The organism is Breoghania sp. (assembly GCF_963674635.1).
Classification (GTDB): domain Bacteria; phylum Pseudomonadota; class Alphaproteobacteria; order Rhizobiales; family Stappiaceae; genus Breoghania.
Map to the genome: position 1 here is coordinate 1,104,927 of NZ_OY771475.1, position 21,264 is coordinate 1,126,190.

The window sequence follows — 21,264 nt, forward strand, 5'->3', positions numbered from 1 at the left end:
GTTCCTTCAGGCGGCGCGCGAGGCGGCTTCGACCGAATTGTTCGACATGATCATTGCCTCAACCGGGTAAAGGCTGCGGACGACTTTCATGGCATCGAAGTGACGGCCGGTTTCCGTGAGCAAAGCCACCTGGTCGAGACCGTTCAGGATCTCCGCATTGCTGAAGGCCAGCTGCGCAGCGCAGATGAGCTGGTTCGCAAGATTGAGCGCCGGAGCCGCCGTTTTGGGATCCATCAGGATTGTCTGGATCGCGAAATAGATCTGGCGCAGAGGTGTATGCGTCTGATCAGGCTGAAGAACATGCGATTCAAGCAGGAATACCGCATCGCTCATCAGTTCCACTGTGGTCTTGCGACTGAACCGCAGAACCGCGCCATTCACGAAAAGCCGCTCACCAGCCTTCAGTACAAGGTTGATTGATTTCGTCATGCAAGACCGTCCCGGATGATGGTGTTGATCTGGATGAGACCATCGAAACTGTCGGTCGTTTCACTTCGCAGCGATTCCACTTCCTTCATGACCCACAGGCCGATGGAAATGAGATCCGCTCTGAGCGCGACGGGCAGTTCGTTGCGTTCACTGGAGAGATCGTCAATGAAGAAAGCCCAGACCCGGCGCGTGTTATAGAGCGCCTCGATCGCCTCCTTGGAGCGCCGCCCCTTTTCCTTGGCTTCTTTGAGTTGTTCGACGATCTTTCCCATTGCCTGCTTTTCGTTGCCACGCGTATCCGCGCAGAATTCTTCAATCGCTTCGGCATACGAGAAGTTGTACATAAGCACACCTTTGGCTGAAGGCACGGGAGCCCGGAGTTTCCGGGGCCGCGCCCTGTCAGTCGTTCTACAGGTAGTTGATCAGGCTCAGCTGGCTGATCCGGGCGGTGACCGCGTAGGAGATTTCCATCTGCGTCAGAGCGGTTTCGAGCCTCGCGGAGGTTTCAGTCGGATCGACATTCTCCAGCTCGATGATCCGGTGGTTCAGGATATCCGTCTGAATTGACAGGCGTTCGCTTGCATTGGCGACACGCTGTTGGGCGGTGCCCATCTTGGCCATCAGGTCCGTGACGCCGGAAATTGCCTCGCCCAGCATTTCGCTCGCCTTGGCGACCACCACGTCATAAGCCTCTTCGTTGAGGCTCGCGGCGCCAAGGTCGGCGACCATCGTGTAGGCCGACATCAGCTTGCGGAAGGCGTCCTCGTTGGCGCTCACCGAGGTCTCGGCAAGCTCACTCGTGGAAATGCGACTGCGGATCACCTGATCCGATGCGCTTGACCAGTCATTGCCCCAGTCCGGATCGCCGAAGAGGTTTGCATAGGCACCCGTGAGGAACGTTTCCATGGCGGGGCCGGAGATTCCGGCTACCGCCGGATCATCCTGCGTCATTCCGAACTCGGCAAAAAACGCGGCATCGACGGCTGCCTTGCTGGCGCCCGGTGGGGTGCCATAATAGCTTTCCATCGGGGCGGCATCGGTGTTGAGGCCGGCAAAGAGATAACTGCCGTTCAACTGCGTGTTGAGGCGTGCCACCATCAGTTCAAGCCCGGCCTGTGCTTCCGACTGGGAGACCTTGGCCCCGCCATGGTTGCCGGAGATACCGACAATCGTCGCCAGGAAGTCCTCGGCATTGGAAAGCACGTCATCCAGAGCCGCCTGCGTGACATCGAGGCGTGAGGATACCAGCGCATTCGTGTCCATGATCGCGTTGAGGCGATAGAACTCGGACCGAAGCGTCACGACTTCGGCCGTGCCAGCCCCCAGATCAAGCCCGACATCGGCCTTGCGTCCGGTCGACATTTCCGTCGTAAGCTTTGTGATGTCGCTTGCCTGCTTCAACAAGATATTTCTTGTCGAATTGGACAACGCATATGTTGATACAAACGTCGTCTTCATAACGGCCCTCTACCTCACGGCTGCTAACAGGTCATCGAGCATTCTATCGACGGTCGAGATCAGCTTTGCTGCTGCGGAGTAGCCCCGTTCTATTTCTAGAAGGAGCGTCATCTCTTCATCGATATTCACACCGGTGACGTTGGATAAGGATTCAGCCGTTCTCTGTACGACGACTGTCTGAACCTCCAGATCGGCGGAGGCGGATTTGCGGGCGCTTTCGAGCCACCCGACAGAATTGGTTGCAAACCCCATCAGGGTGGTGTCGGCATCGAGCCCGGCGTCCGTATCGAAGGTGCGGCTCAAATCGAGTTCATCCAGATATTCCTGGATCCTCTCGCCGAAACTCGCCTCGCTGGCGGAGTTGTAGACGTAGGCCGCTCCGTTGATGCCGCCATCGCGCATCAGGTCGGTCGTTCCGCCCTGATCCGGATCCACCGCGCTTTCGACGCGAATATCGGCAGCCAATCCCGGCGCCATGACGCCGCTCGTTGGGAGCCCCGGTCCGCCGGAATAGGCAAAGAGCCCGGTTAGCGGCGGCAAACCGCCAGCCGACTGGTCGGATTCTGCGAATGTCTCAATCAGACCGCGCGCGATTTCGTCGAGCTGGGCCTGATAGGTGACCGCGGCGTCATCGCGCAGGATCGTCAACCCATAGAGGTTGCCGCTCTTGATCGGCATGATCGCGTCGTCGCCGGTGATCGGCACACCATCGACATAGATCGCTTTGCCTTGCGTGCTTGCATCATAGGTCGCGGTTTTCTCGAAGGAGACTTCGCGCGCTGTCGTTTCAAACAGCGTCACACCACTGTCCGTATAGACGACGATGTCTCCGTCTTCCCGGCTCAGGGTGGTGATCCCGACCTCTTCCGAAAGCGCAAGAAGCAGCTGATCGCGGGAATCCAGCGCATCGGTTATGTCAGCACCGCTCTGATTGCCCTTCACGATCAATGTGTTGAGCGTTTCAAGCTGCTCAAGCAGGCCGTTCATGTTCTCAACGGAAGCGTTGATATCGGCATCGGCACTTGCGCGCACATCCTGAACCACACGGCTCGCCTCGTTCAGGGCTTTTGCCACGTCCTTGGCGGCATCAAGGGCCGCTTGCGCCTCGATGGGGCTGTTCGGATCGGATGCATAGTTCTGCATCGCGATCCGAAGTTGTCCCAGATAGGCGGCGGGAGACGATTCAAGCGCAGTGTCACCGATGGTGTCCGCCATTCGCTCAATACCGCTCAGGAGCGCATCCTGCGAACTGGCGACCGAGGTTGCCTGAACCAGCGTCTTGTAGAGCGGGTCATTCGTCGCTCGACCGACCCCGGCGACCCGCACTCCGCCGCTTTGCCCCGAAGAGTTCACAACAGAACTGAGAAGCACCGACTTGCGCGAATAGGCGGATGTGCTGGCTCCGGCGATGTTCTGAGACGCAATCGCGGTCTCTTTCTGGCGTGCCGCCAGAGATGACTGGGCGACCCGCAGAGCTACAGAAAGGCTCATCTCTCAAATCTCACGTTTTGCTGTGACCGGGCCACTTAGCGCGCCATGTTCACGAGGGTTTCGAGCAACTCCGATCCGGCCTGGAAGACTTTGGAGTTCGCTGTGTAGGTGCGCTGGGACTCGATCATTGAGGTCAACTCGGAGGCGAGATCGACGTTGGAGTCTTCCCGAGCCCCGACTTCGATGATGCCCATGCCCCCCTCGCCTGCGAACCCGACGATCATGTCGCCGGAGTTCAGCGACGTCTGGTAGACGTTGCCGGAGATCGGCGTCAGCTGATCGGGGCTTGCGACATTGGCAACCGGGATCTTGTAGAGAGCCCTGCGGGCTCCGTTCGCATAGACGCCGTAAAGAACGCCGTCCTTGTCGAACTCGACCGACTCCATCGCGCTTGGCGGGTTGCCGTTTGTCGCAACCTCCGTGACGATGAAGTCCTCCTTCAGGGACGTCATGCCCGAAAGGTCGAGATCCACGGTAGCGCCGCCCGGAATACCCACCGTGACCGAGGTCGGGCTGGCAGCCGCGAGCTTGCCGTTCGTGCCATCAAAGGTCAGCGTCGTGGTCGACAGCGGACCCGCCGTATAGGGGAACCCGCCGCCTGTCGCAGCTTCAGAGGCATCGTAAACGGCGACCTCCCAGTCCGACGCTGTGCCGGTATCGGCGACCTTGGTGTAGTAGATATCGAGGGTAACTTCTCCACCGAGGTTGTCGTAGGTCGTGATCGATGTCTTCGATGTATAGGTGGACGCGGCCGTGTTCATGCCGGCGGTGTCGCCCGTGACGACACTTGCCTTCGCGGGAACGTTGGCCCAGATCAGCCCCTGATCGGTCGCCGTGGCTTCGAGCTGGCTCTGCGAAACGTTGACCCTCTCAAGACCGGACGTTCCGTTTGCAACGCTTGCAATGTTGCCATTGGCGTCGATCGGATAGCCCTGAAGGTAGTAGCCTGCGGTGTTGATGAGGTAGCCGGTACTATCGACCACAAAGGCCCCGGCTCTCGTCATGCCGATATTTCCGTCGCCGTTGTCGACGAGGAAGAAACCGGCGCCATCAATGGCGAGATCCAAGCCGGACGTGGTGTAACTGAACGACCCTTTTTCGGAGATGGCATAGACGGTCTTCGCCTTTACACCACCCGAATTGTAGCTGCCCGAACCGTTGGAAAGGACTTGCGAGGAGAACTCGGAGGCCGCCCGCTTGTACCCAACCGTCGAAGAATTGGCGATGTTATCGGCAACCGTTCCGAGCTTGCTCGATTGAGCATTCATGCCAGATACGCCGGTGCGCATAACTCCGAATAGACTCATGGAAAGACTCCATTTCCCAGAATTGTCGAAGTCATTGAACACAACCAAGCTTGTGCGAAGCTGGCATGTAGTGTTTCCGGTCGGTTTATTGATTATTGTCGTCTGCGGTCCTTCGATTTTGGGGGATGCGCAAAACGACTCGACCGCCGCGCAGGAGCAACCCTGCGGAGACTCACTTGCAGAATTTTCGAGAATTCGCTGTCCAGCGTCCGAAGCCCGCAGCGATCATGTTCTTGATCACCAGGCAGACATAGCGCTTCTGGGCTGGATTGTTGTTGGGGCCAGCGTGATACCGCGCGACAGCCATTGTCCACGACCCCTGTCGCGTCCTGAGCTCTTTCAGGAATCGGGCCGCATACTGAACGTTCGCGCGTGGCTGAAGCATGTGGGCAACGGAAGAGAAGCGATCGCCGTGATAATAATGGTTGATCTGCATGCAGCCGATGTCGATCAGCTTCTTGCCCTTTGCCCGGGCCGCGATCACCATCTCTTCCGCCTCCTTTGCGGAGGACAGAAAGACAGACTTGCCTTCAATGTTCAGGGCATAGGGGTGGAGCTTGTCACGTTGCCCCGTCTCCGTCAGGCCAACTGCGTAAAGGACACCGAGGGGGACGTCATAACGTCTGGATGCCGCGACCATTTCCCGTTCGCAGATGTTGGCGCCTGCCGCGATGGCAGGCGCGGCGCAGGAATACGCAACGGCAAGGCACAAGGAGCGCTGTGCTGCCCTAGAGATAAAGCTCCTGCCCATCGGTCCGACTATCCTTCATACGCACTTCCGGGCCTGCACCTGTGTCGCGATGATCCTGAGTGTGGCGGGTGTCTTCGCCGCTGTTTTGTTGCGATCCCTGCCTGCCCTCACCGCTGGGCGCGTTGCCGCCAGACTGGCTGGCGCTGCGTCCCTCGCCTTGTCCATTGCCGGAATTCACGTTTTGCGCATTCGGCCCGGCTGTGATCTGGAACGGCGACCGGTCGTCACCAATACCCTGCACTGTCACGCTGTCGGCCTTGTAGCCGGAGGCATGAAGGAGCCGGTCAAGCATGTGCTTGTCCTTTTGCAGGAGCTCGACCGTCTGCGGATTGGCGGAGCGCACATCGACCTGCAATCGGTCTTCCACGATCCGCATCGTCACCCGAACCGTGCCCAGTTCCTGCGGCTGAAGACGGATCTCCAGGATTTTCACTGCTGACCCCGAGGGCTGAGCGAAGAGCTGCCCGGTGTCGCCAAAGGGCGGGGCAGCGCGCCCACCCTGGCTCGCCTGTCCATTGGCGAGGGCTTCGCTCAGGGCCTGTCCAACCTGCTGGATGGGGGGAATGCGCTGAGAGGGGGCAAAATGCGTTTCCTGGCGCACGACCTCGATGGAATCTCCTGCATGCTTGCCAACTGCGCCGCGCTCGGTCCTGGAGCCGGCGCCCGGCGATACGGCTTCCGGCTTGACCGCAAACCTCGAAAAGAGCGTTTCGGTGCCGCCCTCAACCTGATCAATCGTCGCGGTCACGGTTTCAGAGCCCGGCACACCTGCGCTTTGAACCTGCCCCTCCCCCTTAAGCTGCCCGCGAAGCGCCATGTGCAGGGCGGCGCTGCCGCTTCCGCCATTCGACTTCGACGGAATCCCGATGCCTGTGGGGCGCGAGACCTGTGTCATCGGGGGCGCAGAAGCCAGAAGCGCGGCAAATGCGGGATTGCCTGCGCCGGCCCCGTCCTCGTCTCTCGCCGGATTGCTGATCGCGCCTTCGGGGACTTCGATCCCCATGGGGCCATCGGTTGAGCTTTTCGTCTTTGACGGACCCGAGTGCGGGGCGTCACCAATCAACCTGGCCAGGACGGCGGCACCGTCACCATGGCTGGTTTCCTGAGGCGCATTAGCGGTCCGGCCTTCGGCAGAGCCGTGGCCGTCATTCGCGCCCTTCTTTTCGTCCTTTTGCGCGACCGACTTGTAGAGCTGGCTGAACGCCCCTCCGTCATTGCCCTGTTCGGAGGCGGAAGAACCGGCGGACTTATCCGTCGTGGCGGCGGGCCCGTTCAGGAGATTTTGTGGCACTTGCATCTCAATTTCTCCATGACCGGTCGGCGACGTCTCTTGACGCTGCATCGATATCTCGTTGCGCCCGTTTCATGAGAGGCGTTTCCCAGGAAGGTTTGGCTGGCTTTGCCGTCACGGTGACGGGTTGGGCGGAAGGATGCGTGCCTTCCGGAGCCTGCGGCCAGTGCCGGATCTGATTCACGCGCTCATAAATCGCGTCCATGAGGGCTTCGTCATCTGCGCTCAACCGTGATCTATCGATGGACCACAAGAGCCGGAGAGCGTCGCGGATCTCGCTTTCGCCGAGAAGCGCCCCGGCCCTATAGAGATTCAGGCGGATCGCATCATCGGTTCCCGCCATCGCCAGAGGTCGGGCCACCGCTGTCGCCTTCTTCACAACATCGAGCCGACCATTCAACAGGGCGTGGCGCGAGAGCGTGACATAGAGCGATCGCCGACTGTCGATGTCGAATTCGGACAACAGGCTTTCCAACAATGAAAAGAGATCGTCGTTCGTGCCGAAACCCAGCGTATCAATGGCAGCCGCGAAACGACGCCGGAAGTCATTGCCATAGAGCGAACCATGGAAGCGCCGCATATAGGTCAGGGAGAGGCTTTGAAGCTTCTCGATATCCCCCAGCTTGCCGACCAAGAAGACCTCGCGACGTAAGGCGGCTTCCTCCACCAGCGTTCCCGGCATGAGAAGACGGGCGATATCAAGCATTCTGATTGCTTCTTGCGGATCCTCGCGCACGAACAAGGCCGCACGAACCAGCGCCACCTGACCGCCCAGCCCGGCCTCCAGTTCAAGCGGGTCGAATCCCGAAAGGTGCTTGCGAGCCTCACCGGCCCGCCCCTCGATATATGCGAGCGCGCCATGCATCAGGCCCGCCGGAACATGGGGCAACGGATCGTAGCCAAGCAACTTGTGCATGACGGCCGGATGGCCGCCACTCAGCAAATAGATGACGCTTGCCCGCGCATTACGCGCATCCTGCCAAACCTCTGGATCGGCATTCTCGAAGACCTCACGCATCTCCTTGAGCAGGGTTCGCTGGGCGGCGTTTGCCTGGCTGTTGCCATGCGCAACCTGGGCCTGCAACGATTGCAGGGAGCGAACCATTTCATAGGGCTGGGGCGACGACACGCCCGCAGTCTGCGCGCCCAGGAGTTCACGTGCGCCCACGCCTTGCGAGAAAACTCCTGCCCAGACGATCCCGGCTGCAACCATTGCAAGCAGCGAAGCCCGCTTGAAGCTCATCGTTTTTCGCGCCGTCCGCATCATGAACGCACCTCCTTGAGGAGGATCTCAATGCGCCGATTGGACGCCGCATAGGGATCGGCAGGAACCTTCAGAACCCGGTCGGCATATCCCTCGACACGCTCCACCCGCTTGCCGTCAAGCCCGCCACGCATCAGCATGTAATAGGCGATATGGGCACGCGCGGTTGAAAGGCGCCAATTGTCATAGGAGCCGGATGTGAACGGTCGCGCATCGGTATGCCCGCGGATGATGACGTCTCCCTTGGTGTCGGAAAGCGTCTTTCCGATCTCCTCCATCAGGTGAACCAGCTGGGGACGTGGCTCGGCCGAGCCGATCGCGAACATCCCGAAGTTGTTGGCGTCCGTGAGGCTGATGAGCACACCTTCGTTGCTCGTGACGATCTCGACTTGCGCTGCAACATTGCGCAAGGGCCCCTTGGCAATCGCAGCCAGGCGTTCACGCAGGCGTTGAGCGGTGTGGACCGAGTTCTTCAGAGCCGGCCCCTCGACCTTTACCGGCTGGATGCCGGCGCCTGGGCCAGTGCCTGAGCCTAAGCCAGTGCCTGGGCCTGTGGCTGAGCCTGCATGTGCCGCCGGACCTGTCCCCGTCTCTGTCGCCGCAGCAACCTTCGCCACTTCAACCGTCGTGGCCTTGTTCTCGACATAGACGCCATCTGTTGCGCCTTTCCCCTGAACGGTGCGTTCGCTCACGCGAACATCTCGGGATGACGCGATTTTCTCGACGACCTCGCCCGGCTTCGCCTTCGGAAGGGGCTTGCCCGCTTCGGCGCCCTCTTTCACGTCGCTCTTCACGACTGCGGCCACGACCGCAGGGCGCAAGGCTTTTCGGGGACCGCCTTCAACAACGCTCTTGGGCGTGAACTGCCAGTACAGAGGATCAAACGGATCCCGGTAGGCGTCGCCCCCGCGTGCCCCCTTGCCCTCCTTGTCACCAAATCCGGCATTGCCCGAGCCCTCTTCTTCCGTGACCGGCCCCGGCACAGTGCTCGCCAACTTGTCCAGCACGGCATAGGGATCGGAGAACAAGGCTTCTTCCGAATAGGTTGCTGCGAACTCACCCCCGCGCGCGGCGTCCGCACCTCTACCCGCGGCAGGCCCCTGCAGGTTGTTGTCGATCGTCGCCCCCTTGCCCGGGTTGGGCGCCGGCGTCTTTTCCTTGATTGGACGGGCGACATTCGCGCCGTGCTTCTCGCGTCCGGTTCCAGCCTCGCCCTGAGGCTGGTTTCGGCCATCCTCATTCGTCACACCCGTCTGATCGGGATCATTCAATCCCTTCCGATTGGGCGAGGTCGCGGCGAGATTGACCGGATTGAAATACTGCGCGACGCCCTTTTTTGTGGCGTCATCGGTGACATTGATCAGCCACATCACCAGAAAGAAGGCCATCATCGCGGTCATGAAATCCGCATAGGCGATCTTCCAGACCCCTCCCTTGGGAGGCTCCGCAAAGAGCGGATTCCGGCGTCGGACGATGACGATCTCCTGGGCCCTGTCCGGGATCATGCCATGTCCTCCCGCGCGTCTTCCAGCCTGCGCAGCCATGCGCTCAACTGGGTTTCAATGGTGGTGTCGTTGATCGAAACATAGATTTCGAGCCCGTCCACGGGCTCCAGCCTGATGCCTGCGCCTTCTTCGCCCAGGCACGTTTCCAGCCTGCGCAGCAGACTTTCCGGGCCGCGCACCACAAGACTGGTGCGCTCGTGGGAGCCCAGAAGATCCTTCAGATTGGCAGCGAAGGCTTCCACCACATGCGCCGTCGCCGCCTCGTTGAGGAAAGGCGACAACAGATGGGATACCGCGTCGGTCACCCGGTATTCGAGATCCTCAAGCCCCTTCACGATGGAGGAGGCCAGACGCTCGCCCAGTTCCTCTTCGAACCGGACACGCGCGGCTTCAGCCTCTTCGTGAAGGCGGTGCTTTTCTGCGCGCAGTTTCTCGTCGAAATCCAGCGCGGCCTCGGCTCTGCCCTGCTCTGCCCCACGCGCGAACTCTTCTTCCAGAAGACGTTCGTGCGTTTCCTTGTCCACGCCTTCGCTCGGGACCGCCAGCGGATCCATATTGGCGACGTTGGCGCGCAACTGCGCAAAGGCGGCAGCGGAAAGGTCCGGCAGACAGGCCGCTATATTTTCTCCGCTCACAGTGCACCCTCCGTCTCATACATCCACTGCTTCAGAATCGCTGCGGCCTGCTCTTCGTCCAGATCAAGCAGCGGTTCGAGCTTCTTGAGCGGCGACTGGTTGATCTTCTGGGTGAGATCCTGAATGAGCAGCGAGTGATCGGGCGGGCTCAACTTGAGCCCCTCGCTCTCCGGTCCCTCAAGCGCCGCGATTGACGGGTCGCCTTCGCCCAGGGGCTCGTAGCCGGCAACCTCGACAGCAGGCACCTTGGCCGGAACCAGAGCGGCAAGAGCCGGGCGGAGGCCGAACCAAACCAGCATTCCCGCAACAATCAGGATGGTCAGCGCGTTGATCACGTTTCCGGACTGGCGCATGAAGAGTTCGGTGAGCGACAGGGGCGGCACGGGTTCGATCCCACCCGCATTGTCAACGAACGAAACCATGGACACGGTGACCGTATCCCCCCGCTCGTCATTGACGCCCGCGGCCGAGGAGACGATCTCCTTGATGTCGGCAAGCTGCATGCGCGCGGAGTTTTCATCCGCATCCGGCCCAAGCGACGCCATCAGACGGGCGCGATCGACAAGAACCGCGATGGACAGGCGGTCGACGCGATAGCCATCTTGCGACGTCTCGACGGTCTTGGACGAAATCTCGTAGTTGACGGTTTCCTCGCGCCGGGCCGTTTCTTCCGCGGAACGTTCACCTCCATTTGCATCGACATTCTCGGTGGGCAGGTTCTGCTCGACCGTCGTTGGCGACTGGGTGCTGGCGTTGCTCGCACTTTCCTCTTCGCGGATCGTGCGCACGGACCGCTCGGTCCGCGAATCCGGATCGTAGATGACTTCATTGGTGCGACGACGATCGGTGTTGAGCGTCGCGGCCACGCTGACCTCGAAGTTGTTGAGGCCGAGATAGGGCGTCAGCGTCGTACGGATCGTATCCTGAAGGCGGGAATTCACGGATTCTTCAAGAGAGGTCTTGAGCCCAATGGACGCATTCGCGGGATCCTTGCCGCTGGCCAGCATCTTGCCGCGCGTATCGAGCACGGTGACCTTTTCGGCGGTCATGCCGGGAACTGCGGCTGCGACCAGATGACGGATCGCCTCCGCGGTCTGGATGTCATCGGGCGAGTCCGCGCGGATCACCACGGAAGCCGACGGGGGCTGCTGGTCGCGGCGGAAAGAGCCCTTCTCCGGCATGACGATATGCACACGCGCCGCCCGCACACCGGCCATCAGCTGAATGGTACGCGCGATTTCGCCTTCAAGGGCCCGGACGCGGGTAATTTCCTGCATGAAGGAGGTCAGGCCGAGGGACCCCAGCTGATCGAAGAGCTCGTAGCCAGATCCCGCACCACGCGGCAGTCCGCGTTCGGCGAGTAGCATGCGCGCGCGTCCGGTTGCGGAGTGATTGACAAAGACGGCATCGCCCTCGGCGCTGACATCGTAGATGATGCCGGCATCCTGCAAGGCGGCGCCGATACGACTGACGTCATCACCTTCCAGGCCCTTGTAGAGCGTGACCATTTCCGGCCGGCTCAGGTAATAGGCCCCGAAGCCGACACTCATCATTGTCGCCAACCCGATCAACGCGAGGGCGACAAGCCTTCTCGGACCCAATTCAAGCAAGTTGGCCCATAGCTTCTCAGCATGTTCGCGACCTGGCATCGAGCACCCCTGTTGACGATCGGTTTTATTGTGGCGATGACTATGAAACGCCAAGCTTGCGCGGACATTGCGCCTTGAATGGCGCGCAAAACCTCGATTGAGACGAAAAGAGCCGCGCCCGTTATTGGGCGCGGCTCACTCTCATGGCAGAGAAAACTCAGGCCGATCCTAGCGGAACAGCGAGAGGATGTTCTGGCTGGACGAGTTCGCGATCGACAGCGCCTGGATGCCCAGTTGCTGCTGCACCTGGAGCGCCTGAAGGCGGGTCGATTCCTCGTTCATGTCCGCATCAACCAGCTGGCCGATACCACGATCCAGAGCGTCCGTCAGAGCAGAGACGAAGTCGCGCTGGATTTCCACGCGGCTCTTGGCTGCGCCGAGCTGAGTGGCAGCGTCGGTGATCTTGCCCAGAGCCTCATCGACGTCCTCAAGCATGCCGGTCAGGGTCGTCATGTCGGCGGCCGAGGCGGTCAGTGCAGAGATGTCGATGGTGGCAACAGCGTTGCCGTTGGTCTGGTTGCTGTCGAGAATGCCGAGAGCGCCGTTGGTGTCGTACAGCTTGATGCTGTCGATATCGACGGTGATCTTTTCGATCGTGATCGCACCGCCGGTACGGCTGAACGAAGCAACGATGTCCTTCGAGGCGTTGTAAGACGCCGCGCCGGAGTCAACCGACAGCCAGTTCTCATTGTTGAAGACCGCAGAGCTTGCAATCGACGCAAGGTTCTCCTGAAGAGCACCAATCTCTTCCTGAATCTTGGCGCGATCAACGCCCGGATCCTGCGCGGCGACCAGCTTTGCCTTGATATCGTTGACGAGATCAACGGTGCTGTCCATGGCGGTGTACATCGTGTCGAGCGTCGCGGCACCGAGGCCGAGAGCATCTTCAACGGCGGAAAGCGCCATGTTGTCCGAACGCATGGTCGTCGCGATCGACCAATAAGCGGCATTGTCTTCGGCGGTCGCAACGCGATAACCGGTGGCAATGCGGCTCTGGGTCTCGGCGAGAGACTTGTTGGTGGTATTCAGCGTCTGCAGAGCAGTCATTGCAGAAGCGTTGGTCATCAAGCTAGCCATATCATGTCCCTTTCAAAGCTAACGTTTTGCGATGGGACATTCCGGATTTTCACCGGTACGACAGGACGGCGTCATGCCTTCAGACCTCGGTTGGGTTAACGGTCCAACCTGTCGTGATGAGTAATCTGACACACACGACTTGCGTGAAGCTTGCGTGTCAGAAAAACGATCTTACCAGATTCCCGACGAGCAGGTTCCAGCCGTCGATCAATATGAAAAAAAGCGCCTTGAATGGCAGTGAGATGACCGTCGGCGGCAACATCATCATGCCCATGGACATGGTGATCGTCGCGACGATCATGTCGATTACCAGAAACGGCAGAACCACCAGAAAGCCGATTTCGAAACCGCGTCTCAATTCGGAAATCATGAAGGCCGGGATCAACACCCGCAACTCCACGTCCTGCGGGCTGGCCGCTGGCGCATCCGTGACGCGATTTGCCGCCAGATCATCGAACAGCACCAGATCGGTCTCGCGAACCTGCGAAAGCATGAAGGCGCGAAACGGTGCCGTGATCCGCGTGTAGGCCTCTTGTTCCGTGATCTTGTTTTCGATCAAGGGCTGCACGCCCTCGCTCCAGGCCCGATCGAAGGTCGGCGCCATCACATAGAATGTCATGAAAAGCGCCAGGGAGATAAGGATGAGATTGGCGGGGGTCGTCTGCAGCCCAAGCCCGGATCGCAGGAACGAAAGCGCAACCGCAAAACGGGTAAAACTCGTCACCATGATCAGGATGCCGGGCGCAACCGAGAGCACCGTCATCAGGGCGACCAACTGGACAATACGGCCCGCCGTGCTCCCGTCGCCTTCCGGGATGAGGCTGGAAAGATCGGGCACCTGAGCGGCGGCAGCCGTGGCACCCAGCGTCAGAAGCGCGCCGGCGATAAGGACCCGCTTCATTGGATCACCAGAGACTCAAGCACAACCTCAAGCACCTTTCCGTCGGAGCGGATCTTCGCGCGCTCGTTCAGGTCTTCCCGGAGGTGCTGGAGCCCGGCAGCCCCTTCAATCTGCGATAGCTTGAGCGTACGCAAATAGGCCAGAGTGTCCTCTTCGATCCGGCTCACGAGCATCCGGGCCTCGTCGGCCGTGCCTTCTGCCAGGATCACAGAGGCCTGCAAACGGATCCAGCTTTCCCGCGGCGCTGCGAGATTTGTCACCATTGGGATCAGTGTCCGCAGGCGGTCGCTCGAAACGTAGATCGGTTTGAACTTGCTCTTGATCGCGGCATTGTCAGCGGCATCGCGTGTCACGCTGTTGCGGACCGTGTCGACCATTTGCGCGCCGAAGATCACGCCCAGCCCGACTGCCAGCATTGTCAGCAGGATGAAACCAAGGATCGCAGGGCCGCGACCCGGGCGCTCCTCTTTGCGCGAGGAGACAGGCACGAGGCTCGTATCCGACATGTTTGCCCGCCTCCTAGAACGGATTGACGATATCATAGATCTGCTGCCCCCAGCCCGGTTGCTGGACTTCAGTGATCCGCCCTCTTCCGCCGTAGGAAATGCGGGCTTCCGCGATCTTGTCGTAGTCGATCGTGTTATCACCGGCGATGTCGCGTGGCCGGACGATCCCCGCCACGTTCAACAGGCGCAACTCGTAATTGACGCGAACTTCCTGCGAACCGGAGATCAGGAGATTGCCGTTCGGCAGTCGTTCGGTCACGACCGCGGCCACCTTCAGGCGGATTTCTTCCGACCGGTCGATCGATCCCGCACCGCTTGCGACGGATCCGCTGGTGGTGCCACCGGAGGCGCTGCCGCTACCCGAGCTTTCGGAAAAGGCGTAGTTGCCCCCGAGGGAGAGATCGGTGGAGGATTTGCGCGAGCGGTCGGAGGTATTGTCCAGAACAGCCTTGTCCTCGATGGCGATCTTGACGGTCAGGACGTCCCCCACCTTCTTTGCCCGCGGATCGCGAAAGAAATCGGTTCGGTCTTCACTCCACAGGGAATTGTAATCCGCGCGTGTGGACGGCCCGAAGGCATCGACCGGGATTGCGGTCCGGTTTGAGCTCAAGCCCTTGCCGACCGCAGACATGGACGGCTCACGGCCGACATCCTTTAACTGCCCGGCGCAACCGCTCAAGACGGCAGCACTCAGGACAATGGCAGCCATACGCATCACGAACCTTCTCCGATCCTGCTGCTCGACAGACTGGAAATGCTCTGCGCGAGCTGCGCGCCGCGGACCGGGTCCATTTCATTGAGGATGGCGCTGGCCTCGCGCGGCTTCAGTTTCGACAGGACGCCTACGGCGATATCTTCATCCAGCGTTGCGAGCTGACTGGCGGCGGCGTCCGGCCGCATGCGGCCATAGATGGAGACCACATGGTCCTCGACCGCGGAGAGAATCTTGTTTCGACGCTCCACCCACTCTTCAAACCGCGCGCGCTTTTCCTCAAGCGCCTCCAATTGCAGCTTGAGGCTGTCCTGGAGCGCGAGAAGCTTCCAGGTCTGCCAGGCGATGCGTGCTTCGGCTGCGGCGTCTGCGGTGTTTCGGCAATAGGCGGCCACGTCACTCTCCTGAGTCGAGGACGGTGTGACGGCTTGGGCGTTCGCCTCTTCGTTCGCCTGTGCGGCGAGGGATCCCGTGGCGAGGGTTGCTCCAGAGCAGGCCAGTCCGGCCAACAGCAGAGGCGTGAATATCCCTCGGCGGATCGCGGACACGCGTTTCATCAATGCACCGTCCCTTCGTTGGACACTTGTTCTTGGGGCCCATAAAGCGAAGGGGGCGATGACCGCCCCCTGAAACGGGCCATGACGAACATGCACGGCGTGGCTTGTGCGAGGCTGTGCTCGCAACCGCAGCCCCGTCCCTTCGGCTACTGGATAACCAGCTCCGCTTGCAGGGCGCCGCTGGTCTTGATTGCCTGAAGGATCGCGATGATGCCGGTCGGCTTGAGCCCGATCCTGTTCAGCCCGCGAACGAGCGTTTGCAGGTCCGAACCGCCCACGATGGCCAGTTGCCCCCCCTGCTCGTCCGCATTGATGAAGGTACGCGGGAGAACGACGGTCTCGCCCTTTCGGGCAAACGGCGCGGGTTGCGAGGCTTCCGGCGTCTCGACGACGCGCACAGTCAGGTTGCCATGGGTGACGGCAACAGTGGAAACCTGCACGTTCTTGCCGATGACGACAGTTCCCGTCCGTTCATCCACGACAACACGCGCGGGCTGATCCGGCTGGACAGAAAGGCCTTCTATCTCCGCAATGAAGCGGGTCACCGTCATGCGCTTTGGCATGCGCAGCACAATGGAGCGCAAGTCGCGCTCACGCGCGACCCGGACGCCATAACGATTCAGGGTGTGATTGTTGATCGCGTCCGCAACCCGGACGGCGGTTCGAAAATCCGGGTTGTTGAGCTGCAGCACAAGAGCCGGAATATCCTCAAAGCTGTCCCCGATCTCGCGTTCGATCACTGCGCCACTGGGAATGCGGCCAGCCGTCGGCGTGCCATTGTTCAGGCTCTCCGCGTCCCCCTCGGCGGAAAAGCCGGAGACTGCAAGCGGCCCTTGCGCAAGAGCGTAGACCGAGCCATTCGCCGCCATCAAAGGCGTTGCTATGAGCGTCCCGCCCTTCAATGACGTCGCATCGCCGAGCGAGGAGACGCTGACATCCACGCGTCCGCCCTTTCCGATGAAAGCCGGCAGCTCCGCGGTGACGACGACCGCCGCGACATTGCGCGTACGCAACCTGGTATCGCGCACGTTCACGCCCAGGCTGTCGAGCATCGACTGGAGCGACTGCTCGGTGAAGGGCGAATTGCGCATGCTGTCGCCGGACCCATTGAGCCCGATGACGAGCCCATACCCGACCAACTGGTTCGCCCTCACCCCTTCCAGGGTCGCGATGTCCTTGATCCGCGCCATGGCATGGGCGGCATCGGTGATTGCAGGGCTCGCCAGGGCGATCCCCATGACGAGCAGAGCCAGAAACCGCATCTTCAATACCCCACAAGAACCGAACCGTCGGCCTGTACGGTCCCGACAACCGTCAATCCGCTGTCCAGATTGCGGACTTTCACCACATCCCCGGCCGCGCCATTCTGCATCGCTTCGACCTGAGCCACGATGAAGAGACCGCGTTCGCGGAATATGAGCCGTGCCGGCTCGCCGCGGCGGACAAGCCGTGGAGCCGCGACTGCGGTCAACGGTATGGGCTGCCCCGGCAAAAGGGTACGCTTTGCTTCCATACCAACCAGGTCCTCGCGGCTCATGACAATTGCAAAACGTTGCGCGGTCGTTCTCGGAAAACTCCGCTCGATCAGCAGTGCGGGTGTGATCGCATCGCCAGGATGAATCGTCTGGCGCGGCACCGGCAGTTCAATGCCGGACGCCGATGCGACCGCACCGAGGAGGACGACGCCCGCGGCCCCTGCGATGAGACGCGCAAAAGCAGCCCCCATCTTGCGAGCAGATCCCTTTGCCGTGACGAGCATGACCGACCTCTTTTCCTTGCGACCAGGGCAACCAGAACTGGCTCAGCGAATGCCGTTGGTGACAGTGCCGGCCATGTCGTCCGCTGCCTTGATGACCTTGGAGTTCATCTCGTACCCGCGCTGCGCCGTGATCAATTCGGTGATTTCCTTCACCGGATCGACGTTGGAGCTTTCCAGATAGCCTTGATTGATGACGCCAAACCCGGGATCCCCCGCCACACCGTCGACCGGGTTCCCGGACGCGCTCGTTTCGCGGAAAAGATTGTTTCCAACCGGTTCCAGACCGGCATCGTTCGCAAAGGAGGCGAGCGTCAACTGACCGAGCAGGCGCGGCTCCATCTCGCCGTCCACCTTGGCATAGACCTCGCCTGAATCATTGATGCTCACCTTGACCGTCTCGATCGGAAAGATGATGGCCGGCTCGACCGTGTATCCGTCGATGGTCACCAGACGTCCTTCGTCGTTCTTGTTGAACGCCCCGGCACGCGTATAAAGCGCTTCGCCGTCGGGCCCGGAGATCTGGAACCAGCCGCGCCCATCAATGGCCACATCAAGCGGATTATCCGTGTGGCTCATGCTGCCCTGCGAATGGAGATTGCGGATCGCGGCCGTGCGGACGCCGAGGCCAAGACGTGCGCCCTCCGGCACGACATCCTCGCCGCCCCGGTTGGGCACGCCCTGAAGCCGGTCGGTCTGGTAGAGGAGATCGGTAAACTCCGCGCGCGCCCGCTTGAAGGATGTGGTGTTCATGTTGGCGATGTTATTCGCAATGACCTCAAGATTGGTCTGCTGCGCGCTCATGCCTGTCGCGGCAATCGCAAGGGCTTTCATCATGTGTCTCCTGTGGCTTTCCGCTGGGGCGCGAAAAACACCGCGCGGAAAGCGGAATTCGAATTCTCATCGGACGGTATTCAAAACGGGCCTCGATCAGCGGCGCACGCGGATCAGATCGTCATCCTCGCCATTTCCTGATAGGCGGAGACCACCTTGTCCCGGATCGCGATAGCTGTCTGAAGCGTGTTTTCCGCAGCCATGACCGCCTCGACGACCTGCTGGGCCGAGGCTTTGCCGCTGATGCCCGAGATTGCCGCCGCCTCGCCATGCTTCAGGGTCTCGATTGCCTCAAGAGAAACATTAGCAAGTGCGTCAGAGAAATTGATTTCACTCGCATCATTCACCCCAGCGATATCCGTTGCGGGTTGAACGTAGCGGGTTTCGCTCACCTTTGACGTCACCCCGTCAGTGACAGAGCGAAGGGCTTCGATAGAATTGATCATTACGAGCTCCTCAGCAGGTCGATCGTGCGCATGACCATCGATCGGGTCTGCGTCATCATTTTCAGGTTGGCCTCGTAAGACCTGTTTGTCTCCCGCATGTCCGCCATCTCGATGAGAAGATTGACATTCGGCAGTTTCACGTAACCGTTCACGTCGGCGGCCGGATTGCCCGGCTCATATTCGATGCGGAAGGCTGACTTGTCGGTGCCGACATCCTTGATGCGGACGAGATCCGCCTGTGCCGCGCGGTTGAATTCGCTTTCGAAGGTCACGGTCTTGCGCCGATAGGGATCGGAACCTGCGGTTTTGCCGGTAGACTGTGCGTTGGCGATGTTCTCGGATACGACGCGCATGCGCTGCGACTGGACCTGCAGACCAGAGGCGGCGATCTTCATGGATGCGCTGAGCGGATCAGACATGGATCATCTTCCTCACTTGGCGGCCTGGAGCCGCATGCGGTGAAACGATTTCAGGATGTTGGCCGTCAACGCATGCTGTTCGGCGACCTCGGTCGCCTTGACCATTTCCTGTTCAACAGAAACCGAATTGCCCGAATAGCTGACCTGCCAGGTCTCTTCCTTCTTGACCTCGGCACTTTGCGTTGTTGCGCCAACGCCGCCCATATGGCCGTCATGCGTTGCGACCATCGGCATGCTCACATCCTCAAAGACGGCTGTGAACGGCGTCACGTCCTTGGCCTTGAAGCCGGGCGTGTTCGCATTGGCGATGTTCTCGGATATGGCAGCCTGACGAACCGACAGCCACTCGTTGCGCTGTGAGGCGAGACTGAAGAGGTAGACAGGTTCCACGGGGACTCTCCGGCTTTCCCAATAACGGGGTCCAGACCTAAGCCCCGAAGCTTGTCCGAGGCTGACGAACCTTCCAGACACTTTGTTACGAGCGAAAGATACGCTCTCACCTTCTTCTAACGCCCAATAACAAAAAGCCGCTCCACCATTATGGCGAAGCGGCTTCTGATCTGCTTGATACCCGGCCCGACCGGATGGCGGCAGCGGGTATTGTCCGGACGACTTTGATTTACCGAACGAGAATGTTGCGGAACTGCCAGGGATCGGACGTGTCGATGTCTTCCGGGAACATTCCCGGCCGTTCGTCGATCGGTGTCCAGTCGGTGTAGTATCCCTTTACCGGCCCCAGATACGGTTTCTGGATCTCAAGGCAGCGCTGGAAGTCCATCTCGTCGGTCTCCACAATGCCGGCCTCCGGATTCTCCAGAGCCCAGACCATGCCCGCGATTACCGCGGAGGTCACCTGAAGGCCGGTCGCGTTCTGATACGGCGCGATCTTGCGGGTTTCCTCGATGGAGAGCTCGGAGCCATACCAATAGGCATTCTTGGCGTGCCCATAGATCAGAACGCCAAGTTCATCGACACCGGAGACGATCTCGTCTTCTTCCAGAAGATGAAACTTCTCCTGAATCTTGCCCGCGCGACCGAAAAGCTCATGCAGCGAGAGCACGGCGCAGTTGGCCGGATGATAGGCGTAGTGACAGGTCGGACGGTAGACCACCGTGTCGCCCTCGCGGACCGAGTAATAATCCGCAATCGAGATGGACTCGTTATGTGTGACGAGGAAACCGTATTGAGGCCCAGGCGTGGGACACCATGTGCGAACACGGGTATCGGCTCCCGGCTGGTCGAGGAAAATCGATGCCTTGCAGCCTTCATTGTGCGTGGTCGCGTTTTTCGGCATCCACTTTTCGTGGGTTCCCCATCCGAGTTCGGCCGGCTGATACCCTTCGGCAATGAACCCGTCCACCGACCAGGTGTTCCAGAACTCATCGAGAGGCTTGGGCTTGTCGGAAATCTGCGTATCGCGCTCGGCGATATGGACGCCCTTCACGCCCAGATCCGACATGAGTTTCGCCCATCCCTCCCGGCTCGTCGGCACATCGGTTTCAAACCCTGTGTCGCGCGCAATATCGATGAGGCCCTGCTTCACGAACCAGGAGACCATGCCCGGGTTTGCGCCACAGCAGGAAACCGCTGTCGTGCCGCCGGGATTGTTGCGCTTTTCCGCGCGCACAGTTTCGCGCAACGCATAATTGGTGCGCGTTGCATTGTCTGCTTCGGTGTTAAAATAGAAGCCAAGCCAGGGCTCGATGACGGTATCGATATAAAGGGCCCCGATCTCACGACACATCTTCATGATATCAAGCGAAGAGGTATCGCAGGAAAGGTTCACGCAAAACCCCTGCCCGCCGCCTTCCGTCAGCAACGGTTCAAGAACCGCCCTGTAGTTTTCAGGCGTCAGCGTCGTTTCCTGAAAACGGTATCCCCGCTCATCCACCAAAGCGCGGTGCGTGGTCATCGGTGAGATGACCGTGAACCGGTTCTTATCAAAATTGAAGTGACGCTCGATCAGCGGCAGCGTGCCGGAACCAATGGAACCAAGTCCAATCATCACGATCGGTCCGGTGATGGTGGCATGAACGGGCCAGTCGGCCATCGATGTCCTCCGTTTGGTTTGGGGGAGATAAGGCAGAGTGCGGGGCCGAAAAGCCCCCGACGGCGGAAGCGATACCCACGGGCACCACGACCACCGTTGAAAAACGTGCGTCCCCAAAAATGACACCATCAGGCTTAGGCAAGCCGGTATGATGCTGTCAACTGCAGGTCCGCAAAGCCACCCGCAGCGTGCTCATGTGAGAGCCCTGCCCGCCGATCAGCCAACC

The 21,264-nt window shown here is 60.3% G+C and carries 23 protein-coding genes; all 23 read right to left on the bottom strand.

From position 1 onward, the window contains the following. Positions 1–6 precede the first annotated feature (6 nt). Positions 7–429 carry a flagellar biosynthesis repressor FlbT gene (locus tag ABGM93_RS04930; RefSeq protein ID WP_321503975.1) on the bottom strand — a complete coding sequence of 141 codons (423 nt, stop codon included), beginning with the start codon at positions 427–429 and terminating at the stop codon, positions 7–9. Continuing rightward, complete coding sequence (flaF, locus tag ABGM93_RS04935; protein WP_321503976.1) at positions 426–773, bottom strand: flagellar biosynthesis regulator FlaF; 348 nt, start codon at positions 771–773, stop codon at positions 426–428. Before flaF ends, ABGM93_RS04930 begins: the two co-directional genes overlap by 4 nt. 64 nt (positions 774–837) lie before the next feature. After that, positions 838–1,830, bottom strand: coding sequence for a flagellar hook-associated family protein (locus ABGM93_RS04940; protein ID WP_321503977.1), 993 nt, complete (start codon positions 1,828–1,830; stop codon positions 838–840). Positions 1,831–1,896: 66 nt separating this feature from the next. Beyond that, positions 1,897–3,378, bottom strand: a complete 1,482-nt coding sequence (gene flgK, locus ABGM93_RS04945) for a flagellar hook-associated protein FlgK (RefSeq protein ID WP_321503978.1) — start codon at positions 3,376–3,378, stop codon at positions 1,897–1,899. 35 nt (positions 3,379–3,413) lie between these two features. Further along, complete coding sequence (locus tag ABGM93_RS04950; protein ID WP_321503979.1) at positions 3,414–4,685, bottom strand: flagellar hook protein FlgE; 1,272 nt, start codon at positions 4,683–4,685, stop codon at positions 3,414–3,416. A 172-nt stretch (positions 4,686–4,857) separates the two neighbouring features. Continuing rightward, complete coding sequence (locus tag ABGM93_RS04955) at positions 4,858–5,325, bottom strand: transglycosylase SLT domain-containing protein (RefSeq protein WP_321505749.1); 468 nt, start codon at positions 5,323–5,325, stop codon at positions 4,858–4,860. 88 nt (positions 5,326–5,413) lie between these two features. Continuing rightward, positions 5,414–6,733 (bottom strand): flagellar hook-length control protein FliK, encoded by a 1,320-nt coding sequence (locus ABGM93_RS04960; protein WP_321503980.1) that lies wholly within the window; start codon positions 6,731–6,733, stop codon positions 5,414–5,416. Between the two features lies 1 nt (position 6,734). Further along, the gene (locus ABGM93_RS04965; RefSeq protein WP_321503981.1) at positions 6,735–7,994 is read right to left on the bottom strand and encodes a chemotaxis protein; all 1,260 of its coding nucleotides are present in this window, start codon (positions 7,992–7,994) and stop codon (positions 6,735–6,737) included. Next, positions 7,991–9,496: a flagellar motor protein MotB gene (locus ABGM93_RS04970; protein ID WP_321503982.1), complete on the bottom strand. Its 1,506-nt coding sequence runs from the start codon at positions 9,494–9,496 to the stop codon at positions 7,991–7,993. Before ABGM93_RS04970 ends, ABGM93_RS04965 begins: the two co-directional genes overlap by 4 nt. Further along, positions 9,493–10,131 (bottom strand): hypothetical protein, encoded by a 639-nt coding sequence (locus ABGM93_RS04975; protein ID WP_321503983.1) that lies wholly within the window; start codon positions 10,129–10,131, stop codon positions 9,493–9,495. Before ABGM93_RS04975 ends, ABGM93_RS04970 begins: the two co-directional genes overlap by 4 nt. Then, the gene (gene fliF / locus ABGM93_RS04980; protein WP_321503984.1) at positions 10,128–11,780 is read right to left on the bottom strand and encodes a flagellar basal-body MS-ring/collar protein FliF; all 1,653 of its coding nucleotides are present in this window, start codon (positions 11,778–11,780) and stop codon (positions 10,128–10,130) included. The genes ABGM93_RS04975 and fliF overlap by 4 nt, the downstream gene beginning before the upstream one ends. 168 nt (positions 11,781–11,948) lie before the next feature. After that, entirely contained in the window at positions 11,949–12,857 is a 909-nt protein-coding gene (locus ABGM93_RS04985; protein ID WP_321503985.1) for a flagellin, read from the bottom strand. 157 nt (positions 12,858–13,014) lie between these two features. Next, positions 13,015–13,758 carry a flagellar type III secretion system pore protein FliP gene (gene fliP, locus ABGM93_RS04990; RefSeq protein WP_321503986.1) on the bottom strand — a complete coding sequence of 248 codons (744 nt, stop codon included), beginning with the start codon at positions 13,756–13,758 and terminating at the stop codon, positions 13,015–13,017. Then, on the bottom strand, positions 13,755–14,264 hold the full coding sequence (locus tag ABGM93_RS04995; protein ID WP_321503987.1) for a flagellar basal body-associated FliL family protein: 510 nt from the start codon (positions 14,262–14,264) through the stop codon (positions 13,755–13,757). The genes fliP and ABGM93_RS04995 overlap by 4 nt, the downstream gene beginning before the upstream one ends. 13 nt (positions 14,265–14,277) lie before the next feature. After that, complete coding sequence (flgH, locus tag ABGM93_RS05000; RefSeq protein WP_321503988.1) at positions 14,278–14,979, bottom strand: flagellar basal body L-ring protein FlgH; 702 nt, start codon at positions 14,977–14,979, stop codon at positions 14,278–14,280. Beyond that, on the bottom strand, positions 14,979–15,533 hold the full coding sequence (locus ABGM93_RS05005) for a MotE family protein (RefSeq protein WP_321503989.1): 555 nt from the start codon (positions 15,531–15,533) through the stop codon (positions 14,979–14,981). Before ABGM93_RS05005 ends, flgH begins: the two co-directional genes overlap by 1 nt. 146 nt (positions 15,534–15,679) lie before the next feature. Beyond that, positions 15,680–16,771 (bottom strand): flagellar basal body P-ring protein FlgI, encoded by a 1,092-nt coding sequence (gene flgI, locus ABGM93_RS05010; protein WP_321505751.1) that lies wholly within the window; start codon positions 16,769–16,771, stop codon positions 15,680–15,682. A 26-nt stretch (positions 16,772–16,797) separates the two neighbouring features. Further along, positions 16,798–17,292, bottom strand: coding sequence for a flagellar basal body P-ring formation chaperone FlgA (gene flgA / locus ABGM93_RS05015; protein ID WP_321503990.1), 495 nt, complete (start codon positions 17,290–17,292; stop codon positions 16,798–16,800). Between the two features lie 42 nt (positions 17,293–17,334). Beyond that, entirely contained in the window at positions 17,335–18,123 is a 789-nt protein-coding gene (gene flgG, locus ABGM93_RS05020; RefSeq protein WP_321505752.1) for a flagellar basal-body rod protein FlgG, read from the bottom strand. Positions 18,124–18,236: 113 nt separating this feature from the next. Then, positions 18,237–18,569, bottom strand: a complete 333-nt coding sequence (locus ABGM93_RS05025; protein WP_321503991.1) for a flagellar hook-basal body complex protein FliE — start codon at positions 18,567–18,569, stop codon at positions 18,237–18,239. Continuing rightward, positions 18,569–18,988 (bottom strand): flagellar basal body rod protein FlgC, encoded by a 420-nt coding sequence (flgC, locus tag ABGM93_RS05030; protein WP_321503992.1) that lies wholly within the window; start codon positions 18,986–18,988, stop codon positions 18,569–18,571. The genes ABGM93_RS05025 and flgC overlap by 1 nt, the downstream gene beginning before the upstream one ends. A gap of 12 nt (positions 18,989–19,000) precedes the next feature. After that, positions 19,001–19,378, bottom strand: a complete 378-nt coding sequence (gene flgB, locus ABGM93_RS05035) for a flagellar basal body rod protein FlgB (RefSeq protein ID WP_319773827.1) — start codon at positions 19,376–19,378, stop codon at positions 19,001–19,003. 229 nt (positions 19,379–19,607) lie between these two features. After that, positions 19,608–21,038, bottom strand: a complete 1,431-nt coding sequence (locus ABGM93_RS05040; RefSeq protein ID WP_321503993.1) for a homospermidine synthase — start codon at positions 21,036–21,038, stop codon at positions 19,608–19,610. Positions 21,039–21,264 lie beyond the last annotated feature (226 nt).